The 13,148-nt window shown below is 67.0% G+C and carries 9 protein-coding genes and 1 tRNA gene; 4 read left to right on the forward strand and 6 right to left on the reverse strand.

What is annotated here, in order from left to right:
* Window positions 1-13: 13 nt before the first annotated feature.
* Window positions 14-3,160 (reverse strand): TonB-dependent receptor, encoded by a 3,147-nt coding sequence (locus FHS97_RS00380; protein ID WP_184032344.1) that lies wholly within the window; start codon window positions 3,158-3,160, stop codon window positions 14-16.
* 552 nt (window positions 3,161-3,712) lie between these two features.
* On the opposite strand from FHS97_RS00380, the gene FHS97_RS00385 reads away from it, so the two are divergent.
* Window positions 3,713-5,689 (forward strand): alpha/beta hydrolase family protein, encoded by a 1,977-nt coding sequence (locus tag FHS97_RS00385; protein ID WP_343053334.1) that lies wholly within the window; start codon window positions 3,713-3,715, stop codon window positions 5,687-5,689.
* A 123-nt stretch (window positions 5,690-5,812) separates the two neighbouring features.
* Here FHS97_RS00385 and FHS97_RS00390 read toward each other — a convergent pair.
* From FHS97_RS00390 to cysS, 4 genes are all read right to left on the reverse strand, one after another.
* Window positions 5,813-5,887 (reverse strand) — tRNA-Glu (locus FHS97_RS00390).
* A 96-nt stretch (window positions 5,888-5,983) separates the two neighbouring features.
* Complete coding sequence (locus FHS97_RS00395; protein ID WP_311770311.1) at window positions 5,984-7,360, reverse strand: class II 3-deoxy-7-phosphoheptulonate synthase; 1,377 nt, start codon at window positions 7,358-7,360, stop codon at window positions 5,984-5,986.
* Window positions 7,361-7,420: 60 nt separating this feature from the next.
* Window positions 7,421-8,200, reverse strand: coding sequence for an SDR family oxidoreductase (locus tag FHS97_RS00400; RefSeq protein WP_184032347.1), 780 nt, complete (start codon window positions 8,198-8,200; stop codon window positions 7,421-7,423).
* A 21-nt stretch (window positions 8,201-8,221) separates the two neighbouring features.
* Window positions 8,222-9,649, reverse strand: coding sequence for a cysteine--tRNA ligase (gene cysS, locus FHS97_RS00405; RefSeq protein WP_184032348.1), 1,428 nt, complete (start codon window positions 9,647-9,649; stop codon window positions 8,222-8,224).
* A gap of 119 nt (window positions 9,650-9,768) precedes the next feature.
* Between cysS and FHS97_RS00410 the strand changes: the two genes are divergently transcribed.
* From FHS97_RS00410 to FHS97_RS00420, 3 genes are all read left to right on the forward strand, one after another.
* Window positions 9,769-10,596, forward strand: coding sequence for a nitrilase-related carbon-nitrogen hydrolase (locus tag FHS97_RS00410; protein WP_184032349.1), 828 nt, complete (start codon window positions 9,769-9,771; stop codon window positions 10,594-10,596).
* Between the two features lie 99 nt (window positions 10,597-10,695).
* On the forward strand, window positions 10,696-10,902 hold the full coding sequence (gene rpsU / locus FHS97_RS00415) for a 30S ribosomal protein S21 (protein ID WP_007404630.1): 207 nt from the start codon (window positions 10,696-10,698) through the stop codon (window positions 10,900-10,902).
* 102 nt (window positions 10,903-11,004) lie between these two features.
* The gene (locus FHS97_RS00420) at window positions 11,005-11,571 is read left to right on the forward strand and encodes an FKBP-type peptidyl-prolyl cis-trans isomerase (RefSeq protein WP_184032350.1); all 567 of its coding nucleotides are present in this window, start codon (window positions 11,005-11,007) and stop codon (window positions 11,569-11,571) included.
* A gap of 349 nt (window positions 11,572-11,920) precedes the next feature.
* Here the strand turns inward: FHS97_RS00420 and FHS97_RS00425 are convergent, their stop codons facing one another.
* Window positions 11,921-13,144 carry a cell wall hydrolase gene (locus FHS97_RS00425; protein WP_184032351.1) on the reverse strand — a complete coding sequence of 408 codons (1,224 nt, stop codon included), beginning with the start codon at window positions 13,142-13,144 and terminating at the stop codon, window positions 11,921-11,923.
* Window positions 13,145-13,148 lie beyond the last annotated feature (4 nt).

Here is a 13,148-nt window from a genome sequence, read left to right on the forward strand (position 1 = left end):
CGCATGACGGCTCCTAGAACGTCCCGCGCAGGCCGATCAGGAACTGGCGGCCGGGCTTGTACTGCGTGAAGGTCGCATTCTCGAACTGGAAGTACGAACGCAGCGTGGCGTCGGTGAAGTTGGCGATGTTGAACGTCAGCTGCGGCGCATTCGGGATGCCGAGCAGCTTGTCGAGATCGAACGACGACGAGAAATCGTAGGTCGTATAGTCGGTCCCGTATAGCGCCGCCGCCGGAATGCCGTTCTGCGCCGCACCGCTGTTCTGCGACCCCTGCCGCGAGGTGGTCGCGACGCGCAGCATGATGCCGTTCTTCTCGTAATAACCCGTAATGTTGTACGTGAACGGCGAAACGCCGAACGCCACCGCCGGGCCATCGCTGCGCTGGTCGACGATCGTGGCATTGGCGTTGAAGCCGAAGCCGGTCACGCCGATCATCCGTGTCAAGAAGTCGAGCGGCTGCACCCACTGGAATTCGAGGCCGTTGATCGTCAGCTTGTTGGCGACGTTGACCTGCGAGGTCACCTGCACCTGCGCCGCGGTCGGCCCGCCGCGCGAGTTGAGCGCGATCTGCTGGGTCGGGTTCAGCGTGTCGTAGGTAATGCCATATTGCGCCAGGTTCGAGAACGGCACCGTGTTGATCGCGGTGGTCGTGAACCCCTCGATCGACTTGCGGAACGCGTTGAAGCTGACCACGCCTTCGCGCCCGGTGTAATATTCGAAGCCGAGGTCGAGGTTGGTCGACAGATACGGCGCCAGCGCCGGGTTGCCGATCCCCGCCTGATCGGCCGAGGGCGCGCTGAAGTTGACGCCCGGCAGCTGCGCCGAGGGATCCGGGCGCGTCATCGTCCGCGAGCCCGCAACGCGCACCACCGCATGTTCGCCGACGTCATAGGCGAAGGTCGCTGCCGGCAGCCACTTCGAATAGACGTTGCGGGTGTCCGCGATCGTGACGATGTTCGGATAACGGCTGCCATCCGGCAAGCTCGCACCGCTGGCGGTGGTGTTGCGCGGGTCGGGAACGGAGACACGGCCCGAGATCGTCTGGATCGTGTTGACCCAGCGCACGCCGACGTTGAACCGCAGCATGTTGCCGCCGAGTTCCTGCGCCCCGTTGACCGTGGCGAACAGACCCTTGTTGACCTCGCGGATCAGGCCGCCGCTCGCGCCCGTCGTCGACGAGCCGCTTTCGTCCGCATTGTCGTGGTAGAAATCGTAATTGGTCGCGGCGGCGAAGGCCGGGAAGTCGACCGTCACGAAGCCGGCCGGGCCGGGCCGCAGATAGCTCGGCGCGGCGCTGTTCGGCACCAGCGAGCCGCCATAGGTCAGCGGGCCGGTGGCGCCGGCGCTATAGCCGGTGCCGAGCCCCGGATAAGTCGGGTAGCCGGGCGGCGCCGCGCCGGGGGCATTCAGTCCTTCGCACGGCGGCTGGCTGTTCGGCGACGGCACGAACGCGCTGGGGTTGTTGCCGCAGACCGCGTTCTGCCATTGTTGCGAGGCGTCGTAGCTCCTGATCCGGCGCGACACGTCGTCGTAGGAACCGCCGACCCGCAGGTTGAGCGACGTGTCGCCCCACATCAGGTCGCCACGGAAGCCCTTGTTCTCGTTGACGCGACGCTCGTCGTTCACGCCGACGCGGCTGCCGGTATACCAGCCGAAGTTGTTGGGATCGTTGAGGTCGAGCCCGCTGGTGATCGTCGGGATGCCACCGTCGCTGGAGAAAGTGACGGTGTTGCCGACGCCGAGCGGCGTGGTCATGCCTACGGTCGGGTTTTCGCGGTGGAAGGTCGAGCGCGCGTAATTGCCCTGCAGCGTCAGCTTGAGGCGATCCGAAATCTCCCACTCGCCGCCCGGGTTGACGCTGACCAGCTTGGTGGTCTCGATATAGGGGCGGTATTCGTTGAAGAACTGCACGTTGCCGAACGTGCCGCCGGTGACGGTGCAGCCCGCGCTGCAATCCGATTTGTCGAAGGTGAGGTTGGTCGGGATGATCGCGCTGTTGCGGACGATCCACGCCATATTCTCGCGAATCAGCTCGTTCTTCTTATAGCCGTACAGGCCGTCGATGTAGAAATGCAGCGTATCGGTCGGCTGCCATTCCGCGCTGACGATCGCGTTGAAGCGGTCGCGCGGGCCACGGATGCTGGTCGAGCGGCCGAGACGCGGAAGCAGCCCGTTGTCGATCTGCTGGATCGTCGCGCCGGGGTTGTTGGCGAGCAGGAAGGCGCGGTCGATCGTCGTGCCGGCGACCAGCCCGGCGCCTGAGCCGACCGGCACCGTCGTCGGGATCGTCCAGTTGCCACCGCCGGTGGTGTTGCATCCCGACGTCGCGCCGCACTGCGCGGCGGTGAGCGCCGGGTTGGTGTAGCCGATCGTCTCGAACCCGCGCGTGTCGGTAAACAGCCGCTGCGCCGACACACCCGCGAGAATACCGAACGTTTCGCTGCGCCAGCTACCGATCAGCGAGCCGCGCGCGCCAATCCGGTCCTCGGGCGACTGCTTGGTGCCCTGGATGTTATAGGCGAGGAAGCCGGTCTGGCGATCGAACGGGCGCGCCGAGCGCAGGTCGATGTTGCCTGCCGCGCCGCCCTCGAGCAGATCGGCGGTGTAGCTCTTGTTGACGGTCAGCTTGGTGAACAGGTCGGTCGGGAAGAAGCTGAGGTCGACCGAACGGTCGGTGCCCTGCGCATCGGTTGCCCCCGACGACGCGACCGCGATCGTCGCGCCGTTCAGCGTGACGTTGGTGAAGTTCGAGCCGAGCCCGCGGATCGCGACGTTGGTGCCCTCGCCGGTCACGTCGCGGCTGATCGTGATGCCGGGGATGCGATTGAACGATTCCGCGATGTTGGTGTCGGGGAACTTGCCGATATCCTCGGCGAAGATCGAGTCGGTGAAGCCGGTCGAGGCGCGCTTGGCGTCGGTCGACTTGGCCAGCGATGAGCGATAGCCGGTGACGACGATGTCCTCCGCGATCGTGCCCTGCGTCGCATCGGTCTGCGGCAGCGGCGGGGTGGCCGGGCCGTTATCCTGCCCGTCGGCTGGCGCCGCGGTAGCGGTGGGGGGCAGCGCCTGCCCGGACGCGGACGCCGCGGTCATGGCGCCAAGCACGGTCGCGCTCAGCAGAAGGGCGCGCGTGGCACGCGCGAAACGACGACTCTTCATGGGTTCGATCCTCTCCCTCGAAGCGCCTCCTCACCGGGAGGCCGCTTCCATGATTCCCGGCCCGCTTCCCGGACCATCAAGGCTGGTATCGGCCGGGCGGTCGATTGCCGCCCTTGCCGCAGGCCGATGCGACCTGCTGATAGCGCTAACTTCCAATGGTATGCCTTACCTGTCAACCGCTTTTTGGCCTGACATGCGCTAGGGCGATATCAACGGGTTCGTAGTGAGGACTGCGCGTTCATCACCGATCAGGATGGCAAAACGGCCACGTTCATGCTCGCTGCAAGAGGATTTAGGTCACATGCGGCCACGTCGCTCGAGCAAAAGGATGACGCCGCTCATTCCTGGCAACCAAGGCAAATGGAGGTGAGTTTGAGAACGCTATCAGGTTTCTGGTCTTACCAAAGAAGTTGGCCGGTCAGCGCCGCGATGCGCAAGCGCCACCGAGCGTCGGATGGCGCGTCTCGACCCGGGTCATCGACACCCGGTCCCCTCCTCGACACTTTCTGCGCCGCTGGCTAATCCCGACGCAGATTATCGGGGATAAGAAGCGTGGCGTGGAAAACAGGGGTAGCGCTCGCGGCGCTGCTGGCGGGGACGGACGTGGCGGCGCAATCGGCCCCGGCCGGCGAGGAGCTCGCCGCGAAGTTCGGCGCGCGCGAAGGCGTGCAACAGGTCAGCCTCGCACCAGACGGTTCGCACATCGCCTATGTCGTCCCGCGCGGCACCCACGGCAGCGCGGCGGTAATCGCCGATCTGGCGAGCGGGCACATGACCCCGCTCGATCTCGGCGACGGCGGCAGGGTCACGCCGACCAGCTGCGGCTGGGCGTCCGCGTCGCGGCTGATCTGCAAATTCTATGGCATCGGCGACTATGGCGGGCAGCGCATTTCCTACACGCGGCTGCTCGGCTTCGACGCGGATGGCAAGAATCCGCTCTATCTCGGACGCAAGACGCGCCATGCCGAGCGGCCCAACCAGTTCGACGGCGACGTGATCGATTGGCGGATGGGCGACGGCAAGGTGCTGATGGAGCGCAACTTCGTTCCCGAACGCGCCGAGCTCGGCTCGAACCTCGGCGCCGATGGACGCGACGGGCTCGGGGTGGAGCTGGTGGACGCGAAAACCGGCAAGGCGGAGCTGGTCGAGCGACCCGACCGCGACACCGAAGGCTATTTCGCGGACGGGCAGGGCAATATCCGCATGAAGATCGAATTGCCGCGTCAGCAGGACGGGCAGTTGAAGGGCGACGCGATCTATTCCTACCGCCCGACCGGTCAGACCAAATGGACGCTGTTCAGCAAAGCGCTGCGCGACGATCGCCAGTCGCTCGATCCGATCGGCGTCGACGGCACCCGCAACGTCGCCTTCGCGACCAAACGGCTCGACGGACGGCTCGCCTTGTACAGCGTGGCGCTCGACGGATCGATGAAGAGCGAGTTGGTGTCGAGCAACGCAATGGTCGACGTCGGCTCGATCGTGCGGATCGGCCGGCGTGGCCGGATCATCGGCGCCACTTACGTCACCGATCGGCGGCAGACCGACTATTTCGATCCGGAGTACAAGAAGCTCGCAGCGGCCCTCGCGCGCGCGCTGCCCAGGACGCCATTGATTCATTTCCTCGGCGCGACTGCGGACGAGAGCAAGCTGCTGGTTTTCGCCGGCAGCGATACCGATCCCGGCATATATTATCTATTCACCAAGGCGACGCGGAAGCTCGACGAACTGACAAGGGCACGTCCCGAGCTGGAGGGTGTTCCGCTCGGCGCGATGCAGGCGGTGCGCTTCCCCGCGCGCGACGGGACGATGATCCCCGCGTACTTGACACTGCCACCCGGCGGCGCCGCAAAGCATCTGCCCACGATCGTCATGCCGCACGGCGGACCAGCCTCCCGCGACGAATGGGGGTTCGACTGGCTGGTGCAGTTCTTCGCCGCACGCGGCTATGCGGTGCTGCAGCCTGAGTTCCGCGGCTCCACCGGCTATGGCGACGCCTGGTTCGCGAACAACGGTTTTCAGTCCTGGGAACTGGCGATCGGCGACGTCACCGACGCGGGCCGCTGGCTGGTCAAGGAAGGCATCGCTGATGCGAAGAAGCTGGCGATCGTCGGCTGGTCATATGGCGGCTATGCCGCGCTCCAGAGCAATGTCGTCGATCCCGACCTGTTCAAGGCGGTGGTGGCGATCGCGCCGGTGACCGACCTCGGGCGCACCAAGAGCGAAGCGGATGGGTTCAGCAACCGCGAACTGGTCGAGCGCCAGATCGGCTCGGGCGAGAACATCGGCAAGGGCTCACCCGCGCGCCACGCCGAACGCTTCAAGGCACCGGTGCTGATGTTCCACGGCGATCTCGACCTAAACGTCGGCATCGGCCAGTCGCGGTTGATGGACAAGCGGCTGCGTGGGGCAGGGAAGCCGTCGACGCTGATCGAATTCCCGAAACTGGATCATCAGCTCGACGACAGCGACGCGCGTGCGCAATTGCTGTCCAGGAGCGATGCGTTTCTGCGAAAGGCGTTCGGAGGATGAGCGGGCGCTGACCGTCAATCGCCGATCCGCCCCTGATCTGGATAGCCGCGATGCGCCGTCCGGCTGTCCGGCGGCGGAGCGATGCTGGCGCGATCGGTGCCACGCCGCTGTCTCGGCAACCGCTGGTGACCCCTACGAGAATCGAACTCGTGTTTTCGCCGTGAGAGGGCGACGTCCTAACCGCTAGACGAAGGGGCCGTATGCGGTGCGAGGCGCGTCGTTACGGGGCAGGGGCGAGCGCGTCAAGCGACTTTCGCACCGCCCCTGATTTATCGTCCCGATGTCGCCCGACGTTCAGGCCGCCTTGCGGCGCTCGGCCATCTCGGTGTTGAGCATCTCGGCGAGCAGGAACGCCAGTTCGAGGCTCTGCCCGGCGTTCAGGCGCGGGTCGCAATGCGTGTGATAGCGGTCAGCGAGGCTCTGTTCGGTGACGTCGATCGCGCCGCCGGTGCACTCGGTGACGTTCTGCCCCGTCATCTCGGCATGGATCCCGCCGGCATGCGTCCCCTCTGCGCGATGCACCGCGAAGAAGCCACGCACCTCGGACAGGATGCGCTCGAACGGCCGCGTCTTGTAGCCGCTGGTCGCCTTGACGGTGTTGCCGTGCATCGGATCGCAGCTCCACACCACTGGATGCCCTTCGCGCTTTACCGCGCGCACCAGCCGGGGCAGATGCGCCTCGATCTGGTCGTAGCCATAGCGGGTGATGAGCGTCATTCGCCCCGGCACGCGCTGCGGATTGAGCGTATCGAGCATCCGCAGCAGCGCGTCGGGATCGAGCGACGGTCCGCACTTCACGCCGATCGGATTGCCGATCCCGCGCAGGAACTCGACATGTGACGAGCCCTCGAAGCGGGTACGATCGCCGATCCACAGAAAGTGCGCCGAGGTGTCGTACCAGTCGCCGGTCAGCGAATCCTGCCGGGTCAGCGCTTCCTCGAACGGCAACAGCAGCGCTTCGTGGCTGGTGTAGAAGGTGGTCTGCGACAGCTGCGGCACCGTGTCCGGGCTGATCCCGCACGCTTCCATGAAGTCGAGCGCCTCGCCGATCCGGTCGGCGGTCTCCGCATACTTTTTCGCCCACGGACTGCGGCCCATGAAGTCGTGCGTCCAGCGGTGCACCTGGTGGAGGTTCGCATAGCCGCCCTGCGCAAACGCACGCAGCAGGTTCAGCGTCGCCGCCGATTGCGCATAGGAGCGGATCATCCGCTCCGGATCGGGCACGCGCGACTCCGCGGTGAACGCGATATCGTTGACGTTGTCGCCGCGGTAGCTCGGCAGCTCGACACCGTCGATCGTCTCGGTATTGGCCGAGCGCGGCTTGGCGAACTGCCCGGCCATGCGGCCGACCTTCACCACCGGCAGCTTTGACGCGAAGGTGAGCACCACCGCCATCTGCAGGATCACACGAAAGGTGTCGCGGATGTTGTTGGGATGGAACTCCGCGAAACTCTCCGCGCAATCGCCGCCTTGCAGAAGGAACGCCTTGCCTTCCGCGACCTTGGCTAGGTCGGCGGTCAGGTTGCGCGCTTCGCCGGCAAAGACCAGCGGCGGAAACGAGGCCAGCCGCCGCGTCGCATCATCCAGCGCGGCAGCGTCGGGATAGATGGGGAGCTGGCGCGCTTCGGCATTCGTCCAGCTGTGCGGGGCCCAAGTGGCCATGGTATTCATCCTTCCAAATAAGACCCGCGCCTTGAACCAACCGCACGCGGGTCGCAATCAACTTCCTCTTTACAGCACACCCGGATAGGCGCCGCCGTCGATCAGCAGACTTTGTCCCGTCATGAACCCAGACGAGGATGCGCATAGAAAGGCGCAGGCGTCGCCGAACTCCCGCGGGTCGCCGAAGCGCTTCGCCGGGATCCGGTCGCGTGCGCTTGCCTCGGCCTGTTCGACCGACATGCCGTTCGCCTCCGCGTTGAAGGCATGAACCCCCGCCAGACGCCGGGTCTCGAACAGCCCGGGCAGCAGGAAGTTGATCGTGACGTTGGCGTGCGCCACCTGCCGCGCGACGCCGGCGAGAAAGCCGGTCAGCCCGACCCGCGCGCCGCTGGACAGATCGAGCCCCGGCACCGGCGCCTTCACCGACCCGGAGGTGATGCACACGATCCGGCCGAAGCGGCGCTCGATCATCCCGTCGATCACCTTCTGCACCAGCCGGATCGGCGTGACCATATTGGCGTCAACCCCGGCATGGATCGCCTCGCCGTCCAGCGCGCGAAAGTCGCGGAGCGGCGGGCCGCCGTTGTTGTTGACCAGAATGTCGACCTGCCCATCCGCCGCCTCGATCAGCGCCTGCTGCACGCGCTCCTCGCCGACGTCGCCCGCGACCATCCGCACATCGGCCCCCGTGTCGCGCAATGCACCGGCGGTCGCCGCCAGCGCCGCGGCGTCGCGCCCGTTCAGCACCACCGTCGTTCCGGCCTGTGCGAGCGCCGTCGCGCAGGCGCGCCCGAGCCCGTGGCTCGATGCGCAGACGATCGCCTTGCGTCCTGTCAGTCCGAGATCCATGTGGTCGTCCTCTTCTTGCGCTCAGCCCGGCAATTTCCAGTCCCAGCCGAGCGGATCGCCGTCCATCACCTCGACCCCCGCCGCCGCGAGTTCGTCACGGATCGCATCGGAGCGGCCGAAGTCCTTCGCCACCCGCGCCTCGTTCCGCTCGGTCAGGCGCGCCGCGATCGCCGGTTCCTCGATCCGCGCATCCGCTGGCCGGACCCGCAGCGTCGCGCGGTCGAGCCGCGCGAGGTCGAGTCCCAGCACCGCGTCGAACGCACGCAGCGTCGCCAGCCGATCCGCGGCCGAAAACTTCTTATCGCCGAGCAGCGCGTCGAGCACCGGCAGCGCGCGGGGGGTGGCGAGATCGTCGCTGAGCGCGGCGTCGAGCTGTTCGAGGTACCCGGCGGCCGTTGCGCCAGCGCCGTCGGCGCGCTGGCGCAACGTCTCCACCGCATGAACCCAGCGTTTGAGACGCACCTGCGCCGCCGCCAGATTCTCCCACGAGAATTCCAGCTCGCTGCGATAATGCGCCTGCAGACACATCAGCCGATAGGACAGGGGGTGGAAGCCGCGTTCCACCACCCGCGACAGCGTCAGGAACTCGCCGGAGGATTTGCTCATCTTTCCCGTGCGATCGACAAGGAAGTTGTTGTGCATCCAGAAGGTCGCGCCGGTGTCCGCGCACTCGCAATGTGCCTGATTCTGCGCGATTTCGTTGGGATGGTGGATCTCGCGATGATCGATCCCGCCGGTGTGGATGTCGAACGCTGCGCCGAGATATTTCGCCGCCATCACCGAACATTCGAGATGCCAGCCCGGCGCGCCACGGCCCCATGGCGAATCCCACTCCATCTGGCGCGTCTCGCCGGGCGGGGTGGTGCGCCAGATCGCGAAATCCTGCGGGTGCCGCTTGCCCGCGACCGTCTCGATCCGCCCGTGCGCGGCATCGTCGGCCGCGCCCGCCAGCCGGCCATAGTCCGGCACGGTGGTAGTATCGAAATAAAGGCCGTCCGCCAGTTGGTAGCAATGGCGTGGCGCGATCTGCTCGCCCCAGGCGATCATCTCGGCGACATGGTCGGTCGCGAGCGGCATGTGAGTCGGCGTCCGGACGTTCAGATCCGCGAGGTTCTGCTTGAAGGCCTTGGTATAATGCTTTGCAATCGCCCAGATATCCTGTCCGCTCACGCGCGCCGCCGCCTCCATCTTGTCGTCGCCCGCATCGGCGTCGGAGGTCAGGTGCCCGACGTCGGTGATGTTGATGACATGCGTCAGCGGCCAGCCCTTCCACGCGATCGTCCGGCTCAGCGTATCGGTGAAGACATAGGCGCGCAGATTGCCGAGGTGCGCATAATGATAGACGGTTGGCCCGCACGAATAGATGCGGACGTTGCCGGGATCGAGCGGCGCGAAGGTCTCTGGGCTGCGCGAGAGGCTGTTGTACAGGATGAGGGGAGCGCCGGTCATCGCGCGCTCATAATCCGCTCGCCCCGCTACGCCAACCGTCTGCGGATGTTGCCGCGTTGCAACACTTGCGCATGTGATGCGCTTGCTGTTCCGCAGCGTGCAGCAGCAAGGAGCCCCATGTGACGAAGATTGCCGTCGTTCAGACCACGACTGGAATCGACCCTGCGAGGAACGCGGCTGCCCTGGTCGCGGCGATCGACGAAGCGGGCAAGGAAGGCGCCGGGATGGTCTTCACGCCGGAAATGTCGGGCCTGCTCGATCGCGACCGCACCCGCGCCGCATCGTCGATCATGCGCGAGGGCGACGACCGCGTGCTGGTGGCGGTGCGCGAGGCGGCGGCACGGGCCGGCGTGTGGGTTCATCTGGGATCGCTGGCGTTGCGCCGGCCGGACGGGCGTCTCTCCAACCGCAGCTTCGTGATCGATGCGATCGGCAATATCCGCGCGCGCTACGACAAGATGCATCTGTTCGACGTCGATCTGCCGGGCGGCGAGAGCTGGCGCGAATCGGCGAGCTATGCGGCCGGCGACCGGCCGGTGGTGGTCGGGACGCCGCTGGGGCCGATGGGGCTGTCGATCTGCTACGACATGCGCTTTCCCGACCTTTACCGCGCCTTGACCGATGCCGGCGCGCAGGTGCTCACCGTTCCCGCCAGCTTCACGCGTCCGACCGGGGCGGCGCATTGGCACGTGCTTCTGCGCGCGCGGGCGATCGAGGCCGGGGTGCATCTGGTCGCCGCTGCGCAGACCGGGGTGCATGAGGATGGCCGCACCACCTACGGCCATTCGCTGGTCGTCGATCCTTGGGGCGAAGTGCTGCTCGACATGGGCGAGGCGCCGGGGATCGGTTATGCCGAGATCGACGGCACACGACTGCACGACGTGCGCGGCCGTGTGCCGGCGCTCCAGCACCGGCGCGTCGTGACCGCGCCGATCAGGATCGCGTGAACGCTTGCGAGGCTGGGTACTTGCTGCTAGGGCCGGTGTGTTCGGCGCGAGCCTCGCTCGCCGCCGCATTACCTGTTTGATCCGGAGTTGAAGGTTCCAATGCAGATCATCGTTCGCGACAACAATGTTGACCAAGCCCTTCGCGCACTCAAGAAGAAGCTGCAGCGTGAGGGCGTCTATCGCGAAATGAAGCTGCGTCGCCACTACGAGAAGCCGTCGGAGAAGCGCGCGCGTGAGCGTGCGGCGGCGGTGCGTCGTGCACGCAAGCTGGAGCGCAAGCGTGCGGAGCGTGACGGCGCGCGGTAAGACGCGCCGGTCGTAGCGCTGCTGCCGGCGGCGCTGCGTTCACCCCGTATCTGCCAGTGCGCGTCGTCGCGGCGGCGCGTGCAAGCCTGAGGTTGCCCGCCGATGTCGACTGTCACCGCCGTTCCGATCCCTCCTGTCCGTCGCGCTTACGTGCTATGGCTGGTGGCGGGATTGTTGATCGCCCTGGTGGCAGGCGTGACCTTGGCGCGCTTCGGGAGCACCGGCATCGTCACGACGCCGTCGGGCCTGCGCTATCAGGTGATCAAGCCCGGCGACACCAAGGGCGGCCTGCCGACCGACACCGACGTCACGCTCGTCAACTACGAGGGCCGGTTGGTCGACGGTACGGTCTTCGACAAGTCGCAGCAGCCGACGCCGCTGCCGGTCGCCGGTGTCGTGCCGGGCTTTTCCGAAGGCCTGAAGCTGATGCACAAGGGCGCCAAGTACCGGTTCTGGATCAAGCCGGAACTCGGCTATGGCGAGCGCGCCAACGGGCCGATCCCCGCCAATTCGACGCTGGTCTTCGACGTCGAGCTGCAGGACTTCATCCCCGAGGCGACGCTGCGTCAGCTTCAGATGCAGCAGAGCATGATGGGCGGGATGCAGGGCATGGGCGGACCGGGCGGTGCGCCGGGCGGTCCGGCCGCACCGGTGCCGGGTGGGCGCTGAGGCGGGTTCCTTCGGGAACAGGTGAGGGGCGGCCTGCGGGCCGCCCTTTTCGTTTGCGGGCGGCCGATGGTGGCGCGTGCGCCGCCCGACGAGCCCGCCGGTGAGGCGCGATCGTCGTGTACCGCTTCCGCGACCCTTCGGGATGCCTCGGAGCGGACAATGCGTTACGCGACGCCGCGGACCTCGTCCAAAGCTCCGCCTCCCGCCAGCGCTTGAAGCAGCGGGATCTCGGATCAGGTCCGGGATGACGTTAGAAGATAGCAATGACCGTCCAGATGCTGGCCGAGCCCGGTGCGGACGCTTGGCACGCGCTTTGGGGCTGTCCGCGCGAAATCAAGCGTGACCATTGCTACGAGGCGGGCGTCGTAGCCGCGACCGGCTCATCACGGCGCCGGACGCCATCCAGATCGGCTGGCCCGCGCAGGACCGGCGCGCCGGTCGGGGCTGCGACCGGCACCACCTGCCGTCGCATACACAAACCCGGTCCGGTGCGCGGGAACTCGCGGCAATTCCACAGCTCGCGTTCCAGCCCCGCGTTCTGGTCGCGGAGGTAACTGAACGACATGTTCGCCATCTGCTCCGGAGTCATCGCTGTGCCGCGCGGTAGCATCGCACGGTCGGTCCAGCCGAGGAACTTGCACTTCGGCCGCGTGCCACACGCTGCCTTGGCAGTCGCGGGATAGGTGTCGGCGGCACCGCCGGTCAGCAAGGCCGTGACGCTGTCGGGCTCGCCGGGCACCATGCCCGTCGCAAGCGGCGCGACCGTGACGCCGGGCGGGGCAGCGGCAATCGCGGTCGTGGCTTCCTCCAGCGCCCCGCCGAGACGATGAACCGGGGAGAGGGTGCCCAGCAGCGCGATCACCGGCTCGTCGCTCGACACGGTGCGCCGGAACGCCGCCGGCGTCCCCCACCAGCCGGTCCAGCGGAAGAACAGATGCGTGTGGATCTCGGCAAGCTTGTCGAGGCTCGCGCTCCAATAGGGCACCACCCAATCGGTATGATAATGCGTGGCATAGCCGACCTTGGCGAACACCGCGCCGTTCAACGCCTTGGTCGCCACCTGCCGCGCGCGCTCCCACGCCGGCTCGGACGGATGCCGGGTCAGCGCGCCGTCGCAAGTGAAGGTGAACTGGCAGCCGGTCGCGCGCTCCTGCCCCTGAAAGACGACGCCGCACACCGTCTTCGGAAAGGCGGGATGCCGCAGTCGGTTGAGCACCACCTGCACCACGGCCTGCTGCCCGACCGGATCGTCACCCGCCTCGTACCAGGCGGCTGCGGCAAGACAGTCGGTCGCCCGCGCCCGCTGCACGTCGTCACCTGCGAACCGGAAGGGGCGGGCGGCGGGGCGCGGTCCGCGCACGAACGGGATTGCCGCATTATAGGTCCGCGCGTCCTCGGGGGTGAGATCCTGCAACTCGACCGGCTCGACCGTCGGCACCTCGCCGGCGACTGCGACGCGTTGCGGGCGCACCACCTTCGCGGCGATCGCGCGCGGCACCGCCGGCGCCCGGCGCGCGATCAGCGCGGGGGCGACGAGCGCCGATGTCGCGATCCCGGCAAGGATCGCGCGCATGGTC

The sequence above is a fragment of the Sphingomonas endophytica genome (genome assembly GCF_014199415.1).
Classification (GTDB): Bacteria; Pseudomonadota; Alphaproteobacteria; order Sphingomonadales; family Sphingomonadaceae; genus Sphingomonas; species Sphingomonas endophytica.